Here is a 21,108-nt window from a genome sequence, read left to right as displayed (position 1 = left end):
ACCATAAACCACAGACGCCCTTCGACACAATTTCAGGAACCTCCCATGACCGAAACCCTTCTCGTCACCGGCGCCTCCGGCCATCTCGGCCGCGCCGTCGTCAACCATCTGCTGAACGCGCAGAAGGTTGCGCCGGCCAGCATCATCGCCACCACCCGCAATCCTGAAAACCTTGCCGATCTGGCGGCCTTGGGGATCACCGTCCGGGCGGCCGATTTCGACAACCAAGCCTCGCTGGAGAAGGCATTCAAGGGCGCCGACCGGGTGCTGATCATTTCGACCGGCGAACTCGACCTGAAGAGCGACCGGCGCCTCAAGCAGCATCAGGCGGCGGTGGCCGCGGCCAAGGTGGCCGGCGTCTCGCATCTGCTCTACACCTCGATGCCAAATCCCGAGCCGGTTTCGCCGGTGCTGTTTGCCGGCGACCACTACGGCACCGAGCAGGCGATCAAGGCAAGCGGGATTCCCTACACCATCTTCCGCAATGGCTGGTATCAGGAGAACCTGTTCCTGTCGCTGCCGCATGCCATTTCGTCGGGCAAGTGGTACACCTCGGCCGCCGATGGCCGCATCGCCCATGGCGCGCGCGACGACATGGCGGCCGCGATCGCCGCGAGCCTGGCGTCCGGCACGACGGAGAGCCAAATCTACACGCTGACCGGCCCGCAGGCCTACACGACGGACGAAATCGCCGCCCTGGTAACCGAAGTCACCGGCAAGCCGCTGGAAGTCATCCAATTGCCTGACGAGGCTCTGACCGAGGGCGTCAAGGCGGCCGGCCTTCCCGAGGACTTTGCCCGCATCATCGTCTCCTTCGACGCCAACACGCGATCCGGCCGTATCGGCATGGTGACCGACGCGGTCGAGACGCTGTCGGGCCGCAAGCCGCGGACGTTGAAGCAGTTCCTCGAGGCAAACAAGGCCGCGCTGACCGGACCAGCCCACGCACATCACTGATCGTCGCTGAATTTGGGACCGTGCCCGTCTGGGCATGGTCTCAATCTCAGATCGCCACTTGCGTGCCGATCTCGACGACGCGCCCCGTGGGAATCTGGAAATATTCTGTCGCATCCGCCGCCGTTTTCGCAAGGCCGATGAACAGCCTGTCCTGCCAGATCGGCATGCCGGAATTGGGCGAAGCCTTCAACGAGCGCCGCGACAGGAAGAAGGACGTCGTCATGATGTCGAACTTCCAGCCCTGCTTGCGGCAGATGGCCAAAGCGCGCGGGATGTTCGGCTGCTCCATATAGCCGAAGGTCAGCGTCACCCGCATGAACAGCTCGTTGACCGTCTCCATCTTCACCCGCTCGCTGTCGGGCACCACCGGCTGCGGCGCCGTCACCACCGAGAGGATGACGTTCTGTTCGTGCAGAACCTTGTAGTGCTTGAGACTGTGCATCAGCGCCGTAGGGGCGCTCAGCGGATCGCTGGTCAGGAACACGGCGGTCCCCGACACCAGTTGCGGCTTCTTCTTCAGAAGATTTGCCGCCAGGAAATCGAGCGGGATTTCGTTGCGGCGGGTCTTCTCGAACAGGTAACGGCTGCCGCGCACCCAGGTCCACATGCCAAGGATAATGGCGAAAGCCACGGCGAGCGACGCCCAGCCGCCCTCGAACACCTTGACGATGTTGGAGGCAAAGAAGCCGATGTCGATAAGCGCGAACACGGCCGTCAGCGCGATCGCCGGCCAGAGGTTCCACTTCCAGATGCGCGTCATGACAACGAAGAGCAGCGTCGTCGTCACCAGCATGTTGCCGGTCACCGAGATGCCGTAAGCGGAGGCAAGCCTGCTGGACTCGCCGAAGCCGACCACCAGCAGCATCACCACAAGCGCCAAGAGCATGTTGACGCGCGGCATGTAGACCTGTCCGGACTGTTTTTCCGACGTGTGCAGGATTTCGAGCCGCGGCAGCATGTTGAGCTGCACCGCTTGCCTGGTCAGTGAATAGGCGCCGGAAATCACCGCCTGGCTGGCGATGACGGTCGCCGCCGTTGCCAGCGCCACCATGGGGATGAGCGCCCAGCCCTCGTTCATCTCGAAGAACGGGTGCCCAACCGTACCGTTCTGGGCAAGCACGAAGGCGCCCTGCCCGGCATAGTTCAAAAGCAGGCAAGGAAACACGATCGCCAGCCACGCCAGCACGATCGGTTTGCGGCCGAAATGCCCGAGGTCGGCATAGAGCGCCTCGGCCCCGGTTACCGCCAGGAACACCGCGCCGATGGTGACGAAGGAGACGTCGGGCGAATTGATCAGGAAGGCGACGATGTAATGGGGACTGATCGCCCACAGTATTTCGGGGTCGTCGATGATGTGCTTGAGCCCGGAAAGGCCGATGGCGAGGAACCAGACGGCGGTCACCGGGCCGAATACGAGGCCGACGCCGCCCGTGCCGAACCGCTGCACGGCAAAAAGAACGGCAAGGATGAGCAGCGTCAGCGGCACGACATAAGGCTGGAAAGTGGGCGTTACGACATTCATGCCTTCGACCGCCGAGAGCACGGAGATGGCGGGTGTGATGACAGCGTCGCCGAAGAACAGCGACGCGCCGATAATGCCGATGCCGAGAATGATCGCGGAGCGCGTCGGGAAGCTGCCGCGCGCCAGCGCCATCAGCGACAGCACGCCGCCCTCGCCACGGTTGTCGGCGCGCAGCACGAACATGATGTATTTTATGGTGACCGTGATGGTGAGCGACCAGATGATCAGCGACAACACGCCGAGAATGTCGGCGCGGTTGGCGACGTCGCCGCCCGACGAGGCATGCAACGCCTCGCGGAACGCGTAGATCGGGCTGGTTCCGATATCGCCATAGACGATACCAAGCGCGCCCAGCATCAGCACCTTGGTGCTGTGCTGCTCTGTTTCCGGATGCCCCGTTTGGTCGACGGGTTCTGCCTCTGCACCATTGGCAAGGGCCATGGACGACACTCCGATAAAATGCGCGGTGCTCTACGCTTGCTGCAGTGCAATATCAAGTGCCCTTGCGTTAGGGCTCCCATGCCACCAGTGCAGGGCTCGGCCTGCCCTGGTCCATTCAAATCTATCGCGCAAAGTGTCGGCTTGAAGGGTCAGATCGCGACCTGTGTGCCGATCTCGACCACGCGGCCGGTGGGGATCTGGAAATACTCCGTCGCATCCGCCGCCGTGCGCGCAAGGCCGATGAACAGCCGGTCCTGCCAGACCGGCATGCCGGAATTGGGCGAAGCCTTTAGCGAGCGCCGCGACAGGAAGAAAGAGGTCGTCATGATGTCGAACTTCCAGCCCTGCTTGCGGCAGATGGCCAAAGCGCGCGGAATGTTCGGCTGCTCCATGTAGCCGAAGGTCAGCGACACCCGCATGAACAGCTCGTTGACGGTCTCCAGCTTCACCCGCTCGCTGTCCGGCACCACCGGCTGCGGCGCCGTCACCACCGACAGGATGACGTTTTTCTCGTGCAGCACCTTGTAGTGCTTGAGACTGTGCATCAGGGCCGTCGGCGCGCTGAGTGGATCGCTGGTCAGAAAAACCGCCGTGCCGGACACCAGTTGCGGCTTCTTCTTCATGAGATTTGTCGCCAGGAAGTCGAGCGGGATTTCGTTGCGGCGGGTCTTGTCGAAGAGATAGCGGCTGCCGCGTATCCAGGTCCACATGATCAGTCCCATGATCGACGCCACCGTGATCGACACCCAGCCGCCTTCGACGATCTTGACGACATTGGCCGAGAAGAAGCCGAGGTCGATGATGCCGAAGAGCAGCGCCAGCGCGACGGCGACAGCCAGCTGCCACTTCCAGAGCCAACGCATGACGACAAACAGCAGCACCGTCGTCATCAGCATCTCGCCGGTCACCGAAATGCCATAGGCGGCGGCCAGCGCGCTCGAACTGCCGAAGCCGACGACCAGAAGCATCACACCGAGCGCGACCAGCAGATTGACCCTGGGCATGTAGATCTGTCCGCTCTGCATCTCGGATGTGTGCTGCACCTCGATGCGCGGCAGAAGGTTGAGCTGCACGGCCTGCCTGGTCAGCGAGAAGGCGCCGGAAATGACCGCCTGGCTGGCGATCACCGTCGCCGCCGTCGCCAGTCCGACCATCGGCATCAGCGCCCATTCGGGCAGCATCTGGAAGAACGGGTTGGTCGGCTTGCCGCCATGCGAGAGCACGAAGGCGCCCTGGCCGAAATAGTTGAGGAGCAGGCAAGGGAAAACCACCGAAAACCAGGCCAGCACGATTGGTTTGCGGCCGAAATGGCCGAGGTCGACATAGAGCGCCTCGGCGCCGGTAACCGCCAGGAAAACGGCGCCGACGGTGACGAAGGCTCCGGTTGGCGTGGTCGCCAGATAATAGATGGCATAGTACGGATTGATCGCCAGCAGGACGGACCAATCGTCGACGACATGATAGAGGCCGGCAACGCCGATAGCCACGAACCACGTCGCCGTCACCGGCCCGAAGACGGTCGCCACCTTGCCGGTGCCGAAGCGCTGCACGGCAAAAAGCACCGCCAGGATGACCAGCGTGATCGGAACGACATAAGCGTCGAGCGCCGGCGTGACGACTTCCAGGCCTTCCACCGCGGAAAGCACGGAAATGGCTGGAGTGATGATCGAATCGCCGAAGAACAGCGCCGCGCCGCAAAGGCCGATCGTGAGGATAAGCCCGGATCCGTTGGGATAGGCGCTGCGTGCAAGCGACATCAGCGACAGCGTACCGCCTTCGCCCTTGTTGTCGGCCCTCAGCACGAAAGCGACATATTTGATCGTGACGATGATCGTCAGCGCCCAGACGATCAGCGACAGCACGCCAAGCACATCGTCCCGGGCGACTGCGCCCCCGGAGGCGTGCAACGCCTCCCGAAAGGCATAGATTGGGCTGGTGCCGATATCGCCGTAGACGACGCCGAGTGCGCCAAGCATGAGAACCTTGGTGCTGTGGTGGCGTTCGGTGTCGGCATAGGCCGAGTGTTCGAGGGTTTCCGACTCGCTGCTGGCGTTGGCTAGCACCATGGACCCCACTTTGTCAGATGCCCGATGTTTTCCGGTCGCTGCGATGCACGCGATACGTGATAACCGCCGGAACTACGCAAGGCTTCCTTGCCCTACCATCCACAGGCCTTCAAGAACCGTCCCACCGTGCCGGCCATGCCATACTCCAGCGCATCGGCTGTCAACCCATGTCCGATCGACACTTCGGCCAATGCCGGGATACGCTTGGCGAGCGCCGGCAGGTTGTTCACGGTCAGATCGTGACCGGCATTGACCTGGAGCCCCGCCGCAATTGCCGCATCTGCGGTTTTTCCCAGTTTTTCCAATACTTTCGCCGCCTTGGCGGAATCGGAATGGCAGCTGCCGTACGGGCCGGTATAGAGTTCGATCCGGTCGGCGCCGGTGTCGCGGGCGGCATTCACGCCGGCCGGATCGGCGTCGGAAAACAGCGACACACGAAAACCCCCCTTCTTCAGCCGCTTGACGATCGGCGTCAGGAACGCCGCCTGGGCGACGAAGTTCCAGCCATGGTCGGATGTCGCCTGGGCCGGGTCGTCGGGCACCAGCGTCACCTGCTCGGGCTGGTTCTTCTCGACAAGCGCCAGGAAATCCTCGTTCGGATAGCCTTCGATGTTGAATTCCGCTGCCGGAAACTCGTCGTCGATCAGCGCCCTGATCTCCGGCAGGTCGGAATGCCTGGTGTGCCGCTCGTCGGGGCGTGGATGGACAGTCAGTCCATGCGCCCCGGCGGCCAGCGCGATGCGGCCGAGCCCCGTGACGCTCGGCCACGGCAGGTCGCGGCGGTTGCGCAACATGGCGACGGCGTTGAGGTTGACCGAAAGCTTTGCGGGCATGATCCAGCGTCCAGTTGGAGCAATTCCAGGAAAAGTGCGTAGCGGCTTTCCGTCTGGAATTGCGTAAGAACAAATACTCACAGCGGCTCAGCAGCTCTGTCAAACGCTGAACCACCTGGCATTTGGCGGGCATCTATAGCGCCTTTGCAGGGAACAGATAGAGGGTTTCCGGTGTTCCAGATGGCGAGATGGTGGCCAACGCAAGGATTTGCCAGTGAATTTTCTCGAAGCCGTGCCAGCGATACGCCGCATCGAGACCAATCGCGACGCGCTTTTTGCCATCGACGTCGTTGGAGATGTTTCGCCGGCGGACGCGGAAAACCTGTTCGGCCTGCTCGAAGCGGCCTATGCCCTGCATCCGAGGATCGACGTGCTGGTCAGATTGACCGACGAGGAGAGCGTCGATTGGGCCAATATTTCGGAAAAGACGATCCGACAAGGTTTGGCCGATGCTTTGGACCATGTCGTCCGCTGCGCGGCTATCGGCGAACCGCGCTGGGCATCCTTTGTCGGAGGCCTCTTTCCGAAGGCTTTGCCATTCGAGTTCAGGCATTTCGACAGTGATGACGAAGCCGCCGCCTGGCGATGGCTCGGCGCGAGGCCAGAAGGGTAAGCGGACTAGCGGACGATCGTCAGCCGCTCGGCCGCGCGGGTGATGGCGGTGTAGAGCCAGCGCTGCCGCGTCTCCTTGAACGCCCAGCTCTCGTCGAACAGTACGACGTCGTTCCACTGCGAGCCTTGCGCCTTGTGTACCGTCAGCGCATAGCCATAGTCGAAATCGTCGAACCGCTTCTTCTGCTGCCAGGGGATTTCGGCGTCCGGATCCTCGAACGCCGCCTTCAGCAGCTTGATCTTGGCGACGCCGCGGTCGGGATCGTCCTCTTCCGGCGAGACCAGCAGGTTGATGCCGGGCTTAACCGTCTCCCGCGACGAGGTCATCACCTTCCACAGCGAGCCGTTGAGCAGCCCCTTGGCCGGATCGTTGCGCAGGCAAACCAGCTTGTCGCCGGCCTGCGGATAGTCGGCATTGAACCCTTTGAGTTCGCGCAGGCGCTGGTTATAGCGCCGCCGGGTGCGGTTGGTACCGACCAGCACCTGGTCGGCCTTCAGCACGAGTTCCTGGTTGACGCCTTCCCTGCCGATCACCTGCGCCGTGCCGTAGTCGCCATGCATGAATTCGCGGCCCTCGCGCACGTCGAGGGCGAGGCGGAGGATCGGATTGTCGCGCGCCTGGCGGTGGATCTCGGTCAACAGCACATCAGGCTCATGCTCGGTGAAGAAGCCGCCGCCCGAGATTGGCGGCAGCTGGGCCGGATCGCCCAGCACCAGGATCGGCGTCCCAAAACTCATCAGGTCGCGGCCAAGCTGCTCGTCGACCATCGAGCATTCGTCGATCACGACCAGCTTGGCGCGGGCGATCGGGCTTTGCCGGTTGAGCGCGAAGGTCGGCGACATCGAGGTCTTACCGGTCACCTCGTCCTCGACTGATTCCTCGCCGCGCGGCCGGTAGATCAGCGAGTGGATGGTGCGGGCGTTGGTCGCTCCCTTCGAGCGCAGCACCTGCGCCGCCTTGCCGGTGAAGGCGGCGAACTGCACCTGCCCGTCGACATGTTCGGCGAAATAGCGCGCCAGCGTCGTCTTGCCGGTGCCGGCATAGCCGAACAGGCGAAAGACCTGCGGCCGGCCGTCCTTCAGCCAGCGGCCGACCGCCTTCAAAGCCTCGTCCTGTTGGGGAGAGAATTCCATCAGCGCGACAGACCGGATTCGCGAGCGAAATACAAGATTGGCCGTCCCATCGCCAGCCTCGCCGGTGACGATCTCATTTACTACAGGCTTGGCACGCTACCAGGCGGACACAGGAACGTAAAGGGAACAAAACCCTGAGCTACCGGCCGGGCCCAGGATCGTTTTCCAGCAGGATAGGCTTGCCGTGCGGGGTCGCATGCGCGGCACGCTCCCAGGCGGCCGCCAGCGCGTCGACCTCGCCTTTGCCGGCAACACCCCTTGCCGACAGCAGCTTTTCCAGAGCCGCCAGCCAATGCTCGTAATAGTCGTGTCCGTCGCTCGCGGCCGCCGGCTGCTTCACCTCTGCGGACAGGACCTCCGCCCATTCGCTCCACGAGAACAGGCCCTTGTCGTGCAGCGCGACCGTCATGGCGAAAGCCTGCGCCTGCCAAGGCTCTGCAAACACCGGATTATCGAAGCCGTCCGGCAGTCTGGGCTCAGGCTGGCTCAAGATAGCTCTCCCAGGCATCGATCGAGACAGCAAGCGTCGGGTCGGCGTCCTCGCCCCAGATCTCGGCCCCGTCGAAAACCACGGTGTAGACCCATTGCGGGTTCTCGCCCTTGCCACGCGCATTGCTGTCGGGGAACACGAAGCCGTCGCGCACGGCCTCGATCGTCCCGCTCTTGCCGCGCGCATAGCGCGGCAGGCGCGTGTGGCCGGTCGGATTGAAATTCTTCGTCCGCACGCGGTCGCCCGTCCGGAAGCGCGCCGGCGCGGCGACCGGCCGGTCGCACGGCCCGCCCTTGGCGAGCACGGCCGGCACGTCCACAGCCCTCAGAACGCGCTTGGGTGTCGCCGCCGGATCAACCGCCTTGCCGGCCGTGAGGTCGCTCTGCGTGATGAAGCCATGGCGCTTCAGAAGCACTTCCAGCGCCTTGATCCAGATCTGATAGTAGCTCGACGCGTAATAGTCGGCCGGATGCAGGGATTCCCGCGCATGCCGGCTCTCGTCGATGTTCCAGGCGCCCATGGCGCCGGCGGTAAGCGTTACGCCGAGCGCGCGCTTTTCCCATTCGGCGTGGAAATAGGGCTCGTCCATTTCGGGCGCGACCGGCCCGAAACCCATCTGCCCGCCGAGATCCTGCGGCCCGTTCATTCAGGCTCCTTCGCCAGCGCCGTGCCGATCATCGCGTCGCGGCTGACCAGGCCGGCGAGCTGTTCCTCGCTCCAGCCTTCGGTGCCCTTCGGCCGCATCGGCACCACCAGATAGCGAAGCTCCGCCGTCGAATCCCAGACGCGGATCTTCTTGTCCACCGGCAGCGCCAGCCCGAACTCCTGGAGCACGCCGCGCGGGTCGATCACCGCCCGCGAGCGGTAGGGCGGCGCCTTGTACCAGACCGGCGGCAGGCCCAGCACCGACCACGGATAGCAGGAGCAGAGCGTGCAGACGACCAGGTTGTGCGTGTCCTTCGTGTTGAAGACGGCCTGCATGTGCTCGCCCTGGCGGCCGGTATAGCCGAGCGATCCGATCGCCGCCGTCGCGTCGCGTTTCAGCCACTCGGCATAAGCCGGATCGTTCCAGGCCTTCGCCACCACACTGGCGCCGTTGCGCGGACCGATCTTCGTCTCGTAGGTGTCGACGATGACGTCGATGGCCGACGGATCGATCAGGCCTTTTTCGGTGAGGATCGTCTCCAGCGCGCGCACGCGCGCCGCGAACGGATCGAGCTCGTTGTCGTGGTCATGATCGTGGGACATGACACCAGACTAGGATCGCCGGCACGATGCCGCAAGCACGAGACCTTGGGCCAAGCGGCGGCGGCCTGGATTTTTGTTTTTGAAGCACGGTCTTCTCCGAAAAGTCTGCAACTTTTCGGGATCATGCTCTATTCGGCGGCCACCTTTTTCGGTTCGGCTTCTTCCTCGGAATCGAACAGCGAGGGCTGATCGGCAGGCTCGACCGCGTGCAACGCCGGCCGGCTCTTCTTCGACGAGAAGCCGAGCAGCCAGCCGGAGAAGTTTTCGAAGTAGACGTAAATCACAGGCGTGACGAACAGCGTGAGCGCCTGCGAGGCGAGCAGGCCGCCGACCACGGCGACGCCGAGCGGCTGGCGCAGTTCGGCGCTGGCGCCGGTGCCGAGCGCGATCGGGAACGTGCCCATCAGCGCTGCCAGCGTCGTCATCATGATCGGCCGGAAGCGCATCAGGCAGGCTTTATGGATAGAATCTTTGGCTGACATGCCCTGTCGCCTGAGCTCCAGCGCTACGTCGACCATCATGATGCCGTTCTTCTTGACGATGCCGATCAGCATCAGGATGCCGATCACCGCGATGACCGAGAGGTCCATGCCGGCGAAGCGCAGCGCCAGCACCGCGCCCAGCACCGCCGACGGCAGGCCGGTGAGGATGGTGAGCGGATGGATGAAGCTCTCATAGAGCATGCCGAGCACGATGTAGATCGTCAGGATCGCGCCGCCGATCAGCAGGCCCTGGTTGGCGAGCGAATCCTGGAAGGTCTTGGCGGTGCCGGCGAAGCTGGTCGAGATCGCCTTCGGCATGCCGATCTGCTCTTTCAACTGGTCGATGCGTGTCACGGTGTCGCCGAGCGACACGCCCTGCGGCAGGTTGTAGGAGATCGTCACCGCCGGCAACTGGCCGAGTTGGTTGACGGTCAGCGCGCCTGCCGTGCGATCGACATGGGCGAAAGCGCCGAGCGGCACGAGGCTGCCGCTCGCCGTCCTCACCTGGATGGCCAGCATCCGCTCGGGCGACCATGCAATCTTCGGGTCGAGCTCTGTGATGACTTCATAGCTGTCGGCCGAGCCAAAAATGGTTGAGACCTGATCGGTGCCGAAACCGCCATAGAGGGCCGAGCGCAGCGTGCTGGTGTCGATACCGAGCTGAGCGGCCTTGTCGCGGTCGACGACCAGGCTCGCCTGCAGGGCATTGTTCTGCAGATCGCTGGTGACGTCGGTAAAGGTCGTGTGGTCCGCCGCCATCGCGTCATCGAGCTTCTGCGCCCAGATATCGGTCTGGCCGGTATCGAGGCCCTGGACCACGAGCTGGTAGGCGCTGGCGGACGAGCGCGAGCCGAGCCGCAGATTCTGCACCGGCTGCATATAGGTCTCGATGCCCGCGACGCCCGCCAGCTGCCGCCGCAGGTCCGAAAGCACCTTCTCGATGTTGGGCCTCTGATCCTTGGCCTTCAGCTGCACGTAGAGCTGGCCCTGGTTCAGCGCGTTGTTGCCGCTACCGGCCGACCAGGCCACATGCGCAACGTAAGGCGAATGCGCGAAGACGTTCGCCACCTGGCCCTGCAGCTTCACCATGGCGTCGAAGGAGATGTCCTGCCGGGCCATCGTCGTCACCGAAATTTGGCCGATATCCTCCTGCGGGAAGAAGCCCTTCGGCGAGGCTTGGATCAGCCAGACCGACGCCGCCGCCGTGCCGATGAAGACGAGGAACACGAAGAAGGAGTGCCGCAGGCAGAAGCTGAGCAGCCAGATGTAGCCGCGCGTGAAGAGGTCATGGCCGTGGCTTTCGCTATGCGCCTCGCGGTCGGCCTTGGTCACCGACAGCAGCCGCGAGCACAGCATCGGCGTCAGCGTCAGCGACACGAACATCGACGCCAGGATGGCGACCGTCACCACGACCGCGAATTCGTTGAAGATGCGGCCGATGACGCCACCCATCAGAAGCACGGGGATGAACACCGCCACTAGCGAGATCGAGATCGAGATGATGGTGAAGCCGATCTCGCGCGCACCCTTGAGCGAAGCGTCGAAGGCCGACAGCCCGTCCTCCTCCATGTGGCGGAAGATGTTTTCGAGCATGACGATCGCATCGTCGACGACCAGGCCGACCGCAAGCGTCAATCCCATCAACGAGATGTTGTCGATCGAGAAGCCGAACAGGAACATCGCGCCAAGCGTGGCGATCAGCGAGATCGGCACCGCCACCGCCGGGATGATCGTCGCCGTTACCCTGCGCAGGAATACGAAGATCACCATCACCACCAGGGCGATGGTCAACAACAGCGTGAACTGCACGTCGTCGACGGCCTGGCGGATCGAGGTCGAGCGGTCGTTGAGCAGCTTGATCGAGGCCGCCGCCGGCATCTGGTCCTGGAAGGAGGGCAGCATTGCCTTGACCTTGTCGACGACGTCGACAGTGTTGGCATCAGGCTGGCGCTGCACGGCCATGATTATCGCGCGGGTACCATCGTACCAACTTGCGGTGGTCGTGGTCTGCACCGAATCGACGACGCGCGTCACCTCGCCCAGCCGCACCGGGTGGCCGTTCTTGGTGGCGATGATCAGGTCGGAGAACCCGGCGGCGTTGTCGAGCTGGGTATTGGCGGTGATGGTGAGTTGCTGCTTGTTGTTCTGCAGCACGCCGAGCGGTGTGTTGCTGTTCGCCGACGCGATGGCCGCCTGCAGCTGATCGATCGAGATGCCGCGCGCGGCGAGCGCGGTCGGATCGATCTGGATACGCACCGCATATTTCTGCTGGCCGAAGATCGACACCTGCGCCACGCCGTCAATGGTCGACAGCGATGGCGAGATCACGTTCTCGGCGAATGCGTCGAGGTCGGTCAGCGGAACCGTGTCGCTGACCAGCGACATCAGAAGGATCGGCGCGTCGGCCGGATTGACCTTTCGATAACTCGGCGGCGCGGTCATCTCCGGCGGCAGCGATCTTTGCGTGCGCGCGATCGCGGCCTGCACGTCCGCAGCCGCCGCGTCGATGTCCCGGTTGAGCACGAACTGGATGGCGATCGAGGTCTGGCCGAGCGAGTTTGTGGTCGAGATCGAATCGATGCCGGCGATGGTGGAGAACTGCTTGATCAGCGGTGTCGCCACCGACGTCGCCATGGTTTCCGGCGAAGCGCCGGGCAGCTGGGCCGAGACGTTGACCACCGGGAATTCGGCGCTCGGCAGCGCCGCCACCGGCAGGAACTTGTAGGCAAAGATACCGCCCAATACGAGGGCGAACGACATCAGCAGCGTGGCGACGGGCCTGCGTATGCAGAATTCGGAGATCATGGCCGCGCCTGGCCCGCCTTGTCGGCTTCCGCGACCTTGGGGGCGACCTGACCGCCGTTGCCGGCGGCCTTGCCTTCGTGGACGGCGGCGCCGTCCTTCAGCCTGGTCTGGCCTTCGACGACGACCTTTTCACCGCTCTTCAGCCCCTGGCTGATGGCGCTGTTTTCGCCCTCCGTCAGCGCGACCTGGACCGGCCGCATCTCGACGGTGTTGTCGGGCTTGACCACATAGACGAAGGAGCCCTTCTGGCTGGGCTGCACAGCGACCGTCGGGACCGACGTCATCTGCGGCATCGTTCCGGCGTCGAGCACGACGTTCACATACTGGCCGGGCCAAAGCGAAAGATCGGAATTCGGTATGCTCGCCCGTGTGGCGATGGTGCCGGATGCGGTGTCGACGCTGGAATCGACGAAGTCGAGCGTGCCCTTGCCGATCGGCGTCGGGTCGCCGTCCTTGATCAAGGTGACGGCGCCCTGCTGCGGGTTCGCCAGCGCCTTGTGCAGCAGCGCCAGATTGCTCTCCGGCAAAGTGAAATTCACCTGCAGCGGGTCCATCTGCGTGATGGTGACAAGCGGCGTCGTGCTGCTTGAGTTGCCGTTGCTGGTGGTGACGAGATCGCCGACGGATACGTTGACCGCTCCCAGCCTGCCGGAGATCGGCGCGGTGATGGTCGCATAGCTCAACTGCACGGTGTCGGAATCGATCGTCGCCTTGTCGGCGTCAATGGTCGCGGCAGCAGCCTTTTGCGCCGCCAGCGCCTGATCGTAGGTCTGCTGCGTGCCGGCCTGCTTGGCGACGAGGTCCTTGGCGCGCTGGAGGTCGCCCGCGGCGCTGACCAGCATCGCCTGGTCCTTGACGAGCGTCGCCTGGTCCTTGGCGAGTTGGGCTTTCAGAGCGCGGTCATCGAGCGAGAAGAGAAGATCGCCGGCCTTGACCATCTGCCCGTCCTTGACGGCGATCGATACGATCTGGCTGGAGACACGGGCATTCACGCTGACCACCGATGGCGAGGAGACGAAGCCGATGGCGTAGCGGCGGATCGGAAAATCGGCGGTCGTCGCAGTTGCAGAAAGGATCGAGGCCGAACGCGCGCCGCCACTGCCGCCGCCCTTCGGATTGTCCGATGCCTTTGCCGTCTTGTCGGCACTGGCCGCGCCGGCCTGCTGGCCCGAAATTAATTGCTGGACCTTGCCCAAGGTCGCAGGCGAAAAGTAGAGGCCGCCACCTGCCAGGCAGGCCAGCGCAACGACTGCAAGAGCGATTTTTCCGCGCATCGACACCATGCCCTCTACCAGACACGCCGAACCCGGTGGTCTTATTCTAGCTCGATTCACGGCGCCTTGCCGCGATTTTCGCCGAATAGATAGGGCAAGGCTTTGGCGGAAAAGGGCCAAAACGCGCCATTACGAAGATTTAATGTGCACTGCACAATCGCTGTGCAGCCAGCTAACGTGCCGTGCCGGCCCCTCGCATCAGGTTGAAAATGAGCCTGGGTCTGTTGAGATTCAGGTCAGGACGAGTCGAGAATGGTGGTTTCCGAGAACCGGAGCGGAGCGTACTCAAAGTACGTGAGCACCGGAAGCGCAGGAAGCCGCCATTCGCAGGCCGGCCTCACCTGAATCTCGACAGACCCTAGCGGAGCATCGGCCAGAGCGTCGCCGCCAGCAGCACACCCATGGCGATGTTGAACCATTTCAGGCGCACGGGATCGGACAGGAAGACGCGCAGCGCCGTGCCGAACCCGGCCCAGACGGAGACGCTGGGCAGGTTGACGATGGTGAAGGCGATCGAGATCAACGCCACCGAGACGAAGGGGTGGTCCGGGTTGGTGTAGACGGCCATGGCGGTGATCGCCATCACCCACGCCTTGGGATTGACCCACTGAAACGCGGCGGCGTCGATGAAGCGCATCGGCCGCGCCTCCGCTCCTTTTCTGTCGCTCATCGAGCGCGACATGGCGATCTTCCAGGCGAGGTAGAGCAGATAGGCGGCGCCGGCGATCTTCAGCGCCGTGTGCAGCGTCGGAACCGCCGTCAGCACCGCGCCGAGCCCGAAGCCGACGGCCAGCAGCAGGACCAGAAAGCCGATGCTGATGCCCAGCATGTGCGGAACCGTCCTGACGATACCGAAATTGACGCCGGAGGCGAGCAGCATGAGATTGTTCGGCCCCGGCGTGATCGAAGTCACGAGGGCATAGACCAACAGGGCAAGGAATGCGTCGAGCGACATGTTATCCTCCCAGATATGTCAGTCTTATTGTCCTTTTTTGGCGGACACGCAAAAGCCACCGACGGGCGACTGCCGGACCAGAGAGAAGATTGAGACGGTGCGAGCGATGCTCGCCGGGCTCACATGCCCTGCGGGCCGCGGTTCATCGCCGCCACACCGGTGCGGCAGATCTCGACCAGGCCGAGCGGCTTCATGATGGCGATGAACTGATCGAGCTTCGAACCCTTGCCGGTGATCTCGAAGATGAAATGCTCGGTGTTGGCGTCGATGACGCTGGCGCGGAACGCGTCTGCGAGCCGCAGCGCCTCGACCCGGGCGTCGCCGGTTCCGGCGACCTTGACCAGCGCCAGCTCGCGCTCCAGCGGCCGCTCCTGGCCAAGCTCGTGCGAGCGGACGGTCAAATCGACCACGCGGTGCACCGGCACGATGCGCTCGAGCTGGTGTTTGATCTGTTCGAGCACATGCGGCGTGCCGCGCGTCACGATGGTGATGCGCGACAGATGCTTCTCGTGCTCGGTCTCGGAGACGGTAAGGCTCTCGATGTTGTAGCCGCGTCCCGAGAACAGGCCGATGACGCGGGCAAGCACGCCCGGTTCGTTGTCGACCAGCACGGAAAGCGTGTGCGTTTCCGGCTTCTCGGTTTCCTTGGCGATGAAATAGGCGGAGCCGGTCGGCTGAAGCTGTGCGTTCATGACGTGAATCTCGACTTCAAACTCTTGATCTAAAACTCTGTTTCCACACGGCTTCCAGCCGCAAATCGCCGCCAGCGGCTACACCAGTTCCCTGCCCTTGGCGTCGATGGCGTTGGCCACCGCCTCGTCGGTCGCCTCGTCCGGCAGGAGCATCTCGTTATGCGCCTTGCCGGACGGGATCATCGGGAAGCAGTTGGCTAAAGTCGCCACGCGGCAGTCGAACAGCACAGGCTTCTTGACCGAGATCATTTCCTTGATCGCGTCGTCCAGCTCGTCCGGCTTGTCGCAGCGGATGCCGTGGCCGCCATAGGCTTCCGCCAGCTTGACGAAATCAGGCATCGCCTCGGTGTAGGAATGCGACAGCCGGTTGCCGTGCAGCAGCTGCTGCCACTGCCGCACCATGCCCATATACTGGTTGTTGAGGATGAAGATCTTGATCGGCGCCTCGTACTGCACCGCCGAGCTCATCTCCTGCATCGTCATCTGCACGGAAGCGTCGCCTGCAATGTCGATGACGAGCGCGTCCGGATGCGCGATCTGCACACCGAGCGCGGCCGGCAGCCCGTAGCCCATGGTGCCCAACCCGCCCGACGTCATCCAGCGGTTCGGCTTGTCGAAATGATAGTGCTGCGCCGCCCACATCTGGTGCTGACCGACCTCGGTGGTGATGTAGGTGTCGAGGTCCTTGGTCAGCGCATAGAGCCGCTGGATGGCGTATTGCGGCATGATCACGTCGTTGTTCATCTTGTAGGCGAGCGAATCCCGCGCGCGCCATTTCGCGATCTGCTCCCACCACGGATAGAGCGCCTTCTTGTCGGCCTTGGCGGTCGCACGCCACAGCCGCACCAGATCCTCCAGCACGCGGCCGACATCGCCCAGGATCGGCACGTCCGTATGGACGTTCTTGTTGATGGAGGACGGGTCGATATCGATGTGGATCTTCTTCGAATTCGGCGAAAACGCGTTGAGCCGGCCGGTGATGCGGTCGTCGAAACGCGCGCCGATGCAGAGCATCACGTCGCAGTCATGCATCGCCATGTTGGCTTCATAGGTCCCGTGCATGCCCAGCATGCCGACCCAGTTCTTGCCCGAAGCCGGATAAGCGCCGAGGCCCATCAGCGTCGAGGTGATCGGGAAGCCGGTGAGATCGACCAGTTCGCGCAGCAGATGGCTCGCCTCCGGGCCGGAATTGATGACACCGCCGCCGCTGTAGATGATCGGCTTCTTGGCGCCAGCCATTAGCTCGACGGCAGCCTTCACCTTCTCCAGATCGCCCTGGACCTTCGGCTGGTAGCTGGTGCGCGGCGCCGTCTGCGGCGGCACGTAGATGCCCTTGGCGAACTGCACGTCCTTCGGAATGTCGACCACGACCGGGCCGGGACGCCCGGTGGTCGCCACATGGAACGCCTCATGGATCGTGGCGGCGAGATCGTTGACGTCCTTCACCAGCCAATTGTGCTTGGTGCAGGGCCGCGTGATGCCGACCGTGTCGCATTCCTGGAACGCGTCGGAGCCGATCAGCGAGGTCGGCACCTGGCCGGTGAGACACACCAGCGGAATGGAATCCATCAGTGCGTCCTGCAGCGGCGTCACCGCATTGGTGGCGCCGGGGCCGGACGTCACCAGGAGAACGCCGGCCTTGCCGGTCGAGCGGGCGTAGCCTTCGGCGGCATGGCCGGCGCCCTGCTCGTGCCTGACCAGGATGTGCTCGACCTCGTCTTGTTGAAAAATTTCATCGTAGATCGGGAGAACGGCGCCGCCCGGATAGCCGAAGACATGCTTGACGCCGTTGTCCTTCAGCGCCTGCACCACCATTTCGGCACCTGTCATTTCGCGCCGCTCGTTCTGTCCGTTGCTCATCGGTCTGGTCCCGTACTGTCCGCCGTCTGGCGATTTGCTGGTCGTTTAGTTGGGTTTTGGGCAATAAAAAAGGCCCCCGAGGGAGCCTGTGGGATGCGCATGGGAGGTTTTCGCCCGGCGGTTACACCGCCTTGCCCACGCGCCAGCCTACGAGAATGAGTGCCGTTTTCATGGGCGCGGACACTAGAGGCGGGTACGGCAGCCTGTCAACGGCAAAAATGACACCTCTGGGCCCCTTGCCGGTTCAAGCCATTGAAAACGCGCCAAACTATTGGAGGGCGTGACGCCTCGCAGCTTTTGCCGAAATACTTTGCGGGTGCCGGAAACCCAATCCGGCGGCGCGCTCACCCAAGAAGCGATCCAAACCCGGAGGAAACTGATGCTCGAGAGGACACCCACCACCAAGGCGCAGGCGCTGCTCGACAAATTCGGCAAGGCGCTGGAGGCCGGCGACATCGATGCTGCCGTCAACTGCTTCCAGGAGGACTGCTACTGGCGCGACCTCGTCACGTTCACCTGGAACCTGAAGACGATGGAGGGCCGCGACCAGGTCCGCGACATGCTGCAGGCGATGCTGGCCGACATCAAACCGACCGGCTGGACGGTGGCCGAAGGCGAGGAAGCGACGGAGGACGGCGGCATCATCACCGCCTGGATTACTTTCGAGACCGGCGTGGCGCGCGGCTTTGGCCTTGTGCGGTTCAAGGGCGACCTGATCTGGACGCTGCTGACGACCATTGCGGAGCTGAAAGGCCATGAAGAGAAGGCGGGCTTCACCCGCCCGCTCGGCGCCAAGCATGGCCACGGCAAGGGCCGCAAGACATGGCGCGAGGAGCGCGACGACGAAATCGCCGAACTCGGCAACACTCGGCAGCCCTATGTCGTCATCATCGGCGGCGGCCAGGGCGGAATTGCCCTTGGTGCTCGGCTGAAGCAGCTCGGCGTGCCGACCATCATCGTCGAGAAGAACGAGCGTCCAGGCGATTCCTGGCGCAAACGCTACAAGTCGCTCTGCCTGCACGATCCGGTCTGGTACGATCACCTGCCCTATATCGACTTTCCAAAGAACTGGCCGGTCTTTGCGCCGAAGGACAAGATCGGCGACTGGCTGGAGATGTACACCAAGGTAATGGAGCTGAATTATTGGAGCTCCACCACCGCGAAATCCGCCGCATATGACGAGAAGGCCAAGGAATGGGCCGTCGTCGTAGAGCGGGACGGCAGGGAGATCGTGCTCAAGCCGAAGCAGCTGGTGCTGGCGACTGGCATGTCCGGCAAGGCGAACTGGCCGAAATACAAGGGCCAGGACATTTTCAAGGGCGAGCAGCAGCATTCCTCGACCCATCCCGGCCCGGACAAATACCGCGGCAAGAAGGTTGTCGTCATCGGCTCCAACAACTCCGCGCACGACATCTGCGCGGCGCTGTGGGAAGCAGGCGTGGACGTGACCATGGTTCAGCGCTCGTCCACGCACATCGTCAGGTCCGACACGCTGATGGATATCGGCCTCGGCGCCCTCTATTCCGAGCAGGCGGTCGAGAACGGCATGACGACCCGAAAGGCGGACATGATCTTCGCCTCCCTGCCCTACCGCATCCTGCACGAGTTCCAGATTCCGCTCTACCAGCAGATGAAGGAGCGCGACGCCAAGTTCTACGCGGATCTGGAAAAGGCCGGCTTCATGCTCGATTGGGGCGATGACGATTCGGGTCTGTTCATGAAGTATCTGCGCCGCGGCTCCGGCTATTACATCGACGTCGGCGCGTGCGACCTCGTCATCGACGGCTCGATCAAGCTCAAAAGCGGTCCAGGTGCTGGAGTGCAGGAACTCACCGAAACCGCTGTGAAATTCGTCGACGGCACCGAACTGCCGGCCGATCTGGTGATCTACGCCACCGGCTACGGCTCGATGAACGGATGGGCCGCCGACCTCATCTCACAGGAAGTGGCGGACAAGGTCGGCAAGGTCTGGGGTCTCGGCTCCAACACCACCAAGGATCCCGGCCCGTGGGAAGGCGAGCAGCGCAACATGTGGAAGCCGACGCAGCAGGAAGCGCTGTGGTTCCACGGCGGCAACCTGCACCAGTCGCGCCACTACTCGCAGTATCTGTCGCTGCAGCTGAAGGCCAGGCAGGTCGGCGTGCCGACGCCCGTTTACGGATTGCAGGAGGTCTACCACCGGGCTTGAGGCCGGACGCTTTCCACACAGGGTGGAAGCCCGGCCGCGGGCTTCCATCTATCCTGCCTTGAGCTTCGGGCAGGCCCATATTGTCGCGACTTGATGGCTATCGATCTTTGCCTATCCGCTTCCAGTAGATGAGCGTGCCGGTAAGGCCGCCATGCGGCCTGAGCGCATAGTCCGGGATCTCGCCGGTCAGCGTGAAGCCGAGTTTTTGGTAAAGCCCGGCAGCCCCCTCCTCGCGCGCGGTGTCCAGCACCAGCAGGGTACGTCCCTTCTCGACGGCAAAGTCCTCGGCGGCTCGCATCAGGCCGGTCGCGGTGCCTTTGCCGCGATAGTCGAGGCGAGTCATCAGCTTGGCGATCTCGGCACGGTGCGGCTGGTTGGGCGGGCAATCGAGAAGCAGCGTGACGGTGCCGACAAGCGTCTCGCCATCCCATGCGCCGAGCACCGCCCTTTCTCCACGTGCGGCGGCATCCAGCGATTTGCGCCAGAACGCATGGGCCGCATCGGGCGACAGCGGATGCAAGAAGCTCACCGATCCGCCGGCGGCGACCGTCTCGATCAGCAGACCGGCCAGCATCCCGCGGGTTTTCGCGTCGTTGCTCAACGCCCGGATTTCAAGGGAGTTCATGTCGGTATTCTCCAGGTGGTGAGGTGTCGAGCCGCGGTCATTCGAAATGACTGGTCCGTCTTCGGCGGCGCGCCCGGCGGATTTCCGCGATGCGCTCGGCGTCGTCCTCGCTGAGGTGCCGCCCGCGCTCCAGGATCTCGAGCGTGTATTCCTCGTAGGTGAGGCCAAGCCGCTCGGCCCGCTCCAGCCGCATCAGCATGATGGTCTGGCTCGGCGCCTTCCAGGCCTTGTCATGGGCGTCGCGCCAGGCAAGGAAGATGTAGGCGCCGCCCTTGCCCCATGGCGGGCCTTCGTAATCGTCGAGAGGCGGCCCGCGATTGTGCGAGCGTCTCAGTCGGCGCGCCATGCGATCAGCCCCTGGCCAGCGCCACCAGATACTCGGCGGCTTCCGGTCCTGGCGCATGGAAGATGCAATCCGACGGCGCGCCGAGCGCCAGGCAGTCGCCTGGTTCGAGCTTGTGCACAACATCGCCTTCCGTGAAGTCGAGGCGACCGCCGATCAGCCAGATCTGCTGCTTGATGAAGGCATAGGACGCTGCTGGGAAACTCACCTTTGCGCCGGCCGGCAGACTGACCCGGATCAGTTCGAGCGGCATTTGCGAGGCCGGCGACAGATGGCGTCTTACATAACCGGTCGCAGGATCTCGCCAGACCGGCTGCTCGTCCTTGCGGGAAACGCCGCCGCCCTGCATTTCGGCGCGGGCGATCAGCGTCGACAGCGTCATGCCGAAGGCGGACGCAACGCGCACCAGGAGCGCCGCGGTCGGGCTTGTCATGCCGCGCTCCATGGCGCTCAGCATCGCCTTGGAAACAGCCGACCGGTCGGCCAGTTCGCCCAGCGACCATCCCCGCAAATCCCGCTCGGAGCGTATCCGCCTGCCGATGGTGGATGTGATGTCGTTCGATATATCAGCCATTTTTCCA

General features: G+C 63.5%; 18 protein-coding genes. 3 read left to right on the top strand and 15 right to left on the bottom strand.

Features of this window, described 5'->3' with window-relative positions; translation table 11 throughout:
- Positions 1-45: 45 nt before the first annotated feature.
- Entirely contained in the window at positions 46-957 is a 912-nt protein-coding gene (locus EJ071_RS20500; RefSeq protein ID WP_126099505.1) for an SDR family oxidoreductase, read from the top strand.
- A gap of 46 nt (positions 958-1,003) precedes the next feature.
- Here EJ071_RS20500 and EJ071_RS20495 read toward each other — a convergent pair whose 3' ends face one another.
- The 3 genes from EJ071_RS20495 to EJ071_RS20485 all read right to left on the bottom strand — a co-directional run bounded on the left by EJ071_RS20495 (position 1,004) and on the right by EJ071_RS20485 (position 5,819).
- Positions 1,004-2,920 (bottom strand): potassium transporter Kup, encoded by a 1,917-nt coding sequence (locus tag EJ071_RS20495; protein WP_126099504.1) that lies wholly within the window; start codon positions 2,918-2,920, stop codon positions 1,004-1,006.
- Between the two features lie 149 nt (positions 2,921-3,069).
- On the bottom strand, positions 3,070-4,986 hold the full coding sequence (locus EJ071_RS20490) for a potassium transporter Kup (RefSeq protein ID WP_126099503.1): 1,917 nt from the start codon (positions 4,984-4,986) through the stop codon (positions 3,070-3,072).
- A 92-nt stretch (positions 4,987-5,078) separates the two neighbouring features.
- A complete protein-coding gene (locus tag EJ071_RS20485; protein WP_126099502.1) occupies positions 5,079-5,819 on the bottom strand; it encodes a pyridoxine 5'-phosphate synthase in 741 nt (246 codons plus the stop codon).
- A gap of 214 nt (positions 5,820-6,033) precedes the next feature.
- Here EJ071_RS20485 and EJ071_RS20480 point away from each other — a divergent pair, with 214 nt between their 5' ends.
- Complete coding sequence (locus EJ071_RS20480) at positions 6,034-6,432, top strand: STAS/SEC14 domain-containing protein (RefSeq protein WP_126099501.1); 399 nt, start codon at positions 6,034-6,036, stop codon at positions 6,430-6,432.
- 5 nt (positions 6,433-6,437) lie between these two features.
- Here the strand turns inward: EJ071_RS20480 and EJ071_RS20475 are convergent, their stop codons facing one another.
- The 9 genes from EJ071_RS20475 to EJ071_RS20435 all read right to left on the bottom strand — a co-directional run bounded on the left by EJ071_RS20475 (position 6,438) and on the right by EJ071_RS20435 (position 17,341).
- Positions 6,438-7,565, bottom strand: a complete 1,128-nt coding sequence (locus EJ071_RS20475; protein WP_126099500.1) for an ATP-dependent RecD-like DNA helicase — start codon at positions 7,563-7,565, stop codon at positions 6,438-6,440.
- A 139-nt stretch (positions 7,566-7,704) separates the two neighbouring features.
- Entirely contained in the window at positions 7,705-8,073 is a 369-nt protein-coding gene (locus EJ071_RS20470; protein ID WP_189521139.1) for a nitrile hydratase accessory protein, read from the bottom strand.
- Entirely contained in the window at positions 8,042-8,701 is a 660-nt protein-coding gene (nthB, locus tag EJ071_RS20465; RefSeq protein WP_126099498.1) for a nitrile hydratase subunit beta, read from the bottom strand. Before nthB ends, EJ071_RS20470 begins: the two co-directional genes overlap by 32 nt.
- Positions 8,698-9,303 (bottom strand): nitrile hydratase subunit alpha, encoded by a 606-nt coding sequence (gene nthA / locus EJ071_RS20460; protein ID WP_126099497.1) that lies wholly within the window; start codon positions 9,301-9,303, stop codon positions 8,698-8,700. Before nthA ends, nthB begins: the two co-directional genes overlap by 4 nt.
- Positions 9,304-9,431: 128 nt before the next feature.
- A complete protein-coding gene (locus tag EJ071_RS20455) occupies positions 9,432-12,590 on the bottom strand; it encodes an efflux RND transporter permease subunit (protein ID WP_126099496.1) in 3,159 nt (1,052 codons plus the stop codon).
- Positions 12,587-13,864 carry an efflux RND transporter periplasmic adaptor subunit gene (locus EJ071_RS20450; protein ID WP_126099495.1) on the bottom strand — a complete coding sequence of 426 codons (1,278 nt, stop codon included), beginning with the start codon at positions 13,862-13,864 and terminating at the stop codon, positions 12,587-12,589. Before EJ071_RS20450 ends, EJ071_RS20455 begins: the two co-directional genes overlap by 4 nt.
- A 358-nt stretch (positions 13,865-14,222) precedes the next feature.
- Positions 14,223-14,819, bottom strand: a complete 597-nt coding sequence (locus EJ071_RS20445; protein WP_126099494.1) for a LysE family translocator — start codon at positions 14,817-14,819, stop codon at positions 14,223-14,225.
- Positions 14,820-14,938: 119 nt separating this feature from the next.
- Positions 14,939-15,511 (bottom strand): acetolactate synthase small subunit, encoded by a 573-nt coding sequence (gene ilvN, locus EJ071_RS20440; protein ID WP_059185300.1) that lies wholly within the window; start codon positions 15,509-15,511, stop codon positions 14,939-14,941.
- Positions 15,512-15,589: 78 nt separating this feature from the next.
- Positions 15,590-17,341, bottom strand: coding sequence for an acetolactate synthase 3 large subunit (locus EJ071_RS20435; protein WP_245460347.1), 1,752 nt, complete (start codon positions 17,339-17,341; stop codon positions 15,590-15,592).
- 409 nt (positions 17,342-17,750) lie between these two features.
- Here EJ071_RS20435 and EJ071_RS20430 point away from each other — a divergent pair, with 409 nt between their 5' ends.
- The gene (locus EJ071_RS20430) at positions 17,751-19,559 is read left to right on the top strand and encodes an NAD(P)/FAD-dependent oxidoreductase (RefSeq protein WP_126099492.1); all 1,809 of its coding nucleotides are present in this window, start codon (positions 17,751-17,753) and stop codon (positions 19,557-19,559) included.
- A 97-nt stretch (positions 19,560-19,656) separates the two neighbouring features.
- Here the strand turns inward: EJ071_RS20430 and EJ071_RS20425 are convergent, their stop codons facing one another.
- Genes EJ071_RS20425 through EJ071_RS20415 form a run of 3 tightly spaced genes read right to left on the bottom strand, consistent with a single transcriptional unit; the run spans position 19,657 to position 21,101 of the window.
- Positions 19,657-20,184, bottom strand: a complete 528-nt coding sequence (locus EJ071_RS20425) for a GNAT family N-acetyltransferase (protein WP_126099491.1) — start codon at positions 20,182-20,184, stop codon at positions 19,657-19,659.
- A gap of 37 nt (positions 20,185-20,221) precedes the next feature.
- Positions 20,222-20,530 (bottom strand): hypothetical protein, encoded by a 309-nt coding sequence (locus tag EJ071_RS20420; protein WP_126099490.1) that lies wholly within the window; start codon positions 20,528-20,530, stop codon positions 20,222-20,224.
- A gap of 4 nt (positions 20,531-20,534) precedes the next feature.
- Positions 20,535-21,101 carry an XRE family transcriptional regulator gene (locus EJ071_RS20415; RefSeq protein ID WP_126099489.1) on the bottom strand — a complete coding sequence of 189 codons (567 nt, stop codon included), beginning with the start codon at positions 21,099-21,101 and terminating at the stop codon, positions 20,535-20,537.
- Positions 21,102-21,108: the final 7 nt, after the last annotated feature.

The organism is Mesorhizobium sp. M1B.F.Ca.ET.045.04.1.1 (assembly GCF_003952465.1).
Lineage (GTDB): Bacteria > Pseudomonadota > Alphaproteobacteria > Rhizobiales > Rhizobiaceae > Mesorhizobium > Mesorhizobium shonense.
Note: the sequence above shows the minus strand (reverse complement) of the source record. Positions and strands in the feature narration are given on the sequence as shown.

What these genes read in the sequence shown, in the direction of transcription:
- EJ071_RS20500 (WP_126099505.1), top strand. Translation starts at nt 46, where the DNA reads ATGACCGAAACCCTTCTCGTCACCGGCGCCTCCGGCCATCTCGGCCGC.
- EJ071_RS20495 (WP_126099504.1), bottom strand. Translation starts at nt 2,920, where the DNA reads ATGGCCCTTGCCAATGGTGCAGAGGCAGAACCCGTCGACCAAACGGGG.
- EJ071_RS20490 (WP_126099503.1), bottom strand. Translation starts at nt 4,986, where the DNA reads ATGGTGCTAGCCAACGCCAGCAGCGAGTCGGAAACCCTCGAACACTCG.
- EJ071_RS20485 (WP_126099502.1), bottom strand. Translation starts at nt 5,819, where the DNA reads ATGCCCGCAAAGCTTTCGGTCAACCTCAACGCCGTCGCCATGTTGCGC.
- EJ071_RS20475 (WP_126099500.1), bottom strand. Translation starts at nt 7,565, where the DNA reads ATGGAATTCTCTCCCCAACAGGACGAGGCTTTGAAGGCGGTCGGCCGC.
- EJ071_RS20470 (WP_189521139.1), bottom strand. Translation starts at nt 8,073, where the DNA reads ATGCCTGGGAGAGCTATCTTGAGCCAGCCTGAGCCCAGACTGCCGGAC.
- nthB (WP_126099498.1), bottom strand. Translation starts at nt 8,701, where the DNA reads ATGAACGGGCCGCAGGATCTCGGCGGGCAGATGGGTTTCGGGCCGGTC.
- nthA (WP_126099497.1), bottom strand. Translation starts at nt 9,303, where the DNA reads ATGTCCCACGATCATGACCACGACAACGAGCTCGATCCGTTCGCGGCG.
- EJ071_RS20455 (WP_126099496.1), bottom strand. Translation starts at nt 12,590, where the DNA reads ATGATCTCCGAATTCTGCATACGCAGGCCCGTCGCCACGCTGCTGATG.
- EJ071_RS20450 (WP_126099495.1), bottom strand. Translation starts at nt 13,864, where the DNA reads ATGCGCGGAAAAATCGCTCTTGCAGTCGTTGCGCTGGCCTGCCTGGCA.
- EJ071_RS20445 (WP_126099494.1), bottom strand. Translation starts at nt 14,819, where the DNA reads ATGTCGCTCGACGCATTCCTTGCCCTGTTGGTCTATGCCCTCGTGACT.
- ilvN (WP_059185300.1), bottom strand. Translation starts at nt 15,511, where the DNA reads ATGAACGCACAGCTTCAGCCGACCGGCTCCGCCTATTTCATCGCCAAG.
- EJ071_RS20435 (WP_245460347.1), bottom strand. Translation starts at nt 17,341, where the DNA reads ATGACAGGTGCCGAAATGGTGGTGCAGGCGCTGAAGGACAACGGCGTC.
- EJ071_RS20430 (WP_126099492.1), top strand. Translation starts at nt 17,751, where the DNA reads ATGCTCGAGAGGACACCCACCACCAAGGCGCAGGCGCTGCTCGACAAA.
- EJ071_RS20425 (WP_126099491.1), bottom strand. Translation starts at nt 20,184, where the DNA reads ATGAACTCCCTTGAAATCCGGGCGTTGAGCAACGACGCGAAAACCCGC.
- EJ071_RS20420 (WP_126099490.1), bottom strand. Translation starts at nt 20,530, where the DNA reads ATGGCGCGCCGACTGAGACGCTCGCACAATCGCGGGCCGCCTCTCGAC.
- EJ071_RS20415 (WP_126099489.1), bottom strand. Translation starts at nt 21,101, where the DNA reads ATGGCTGATATATCGAACGACATCACATCCACCATCGGCAGGCGGATA.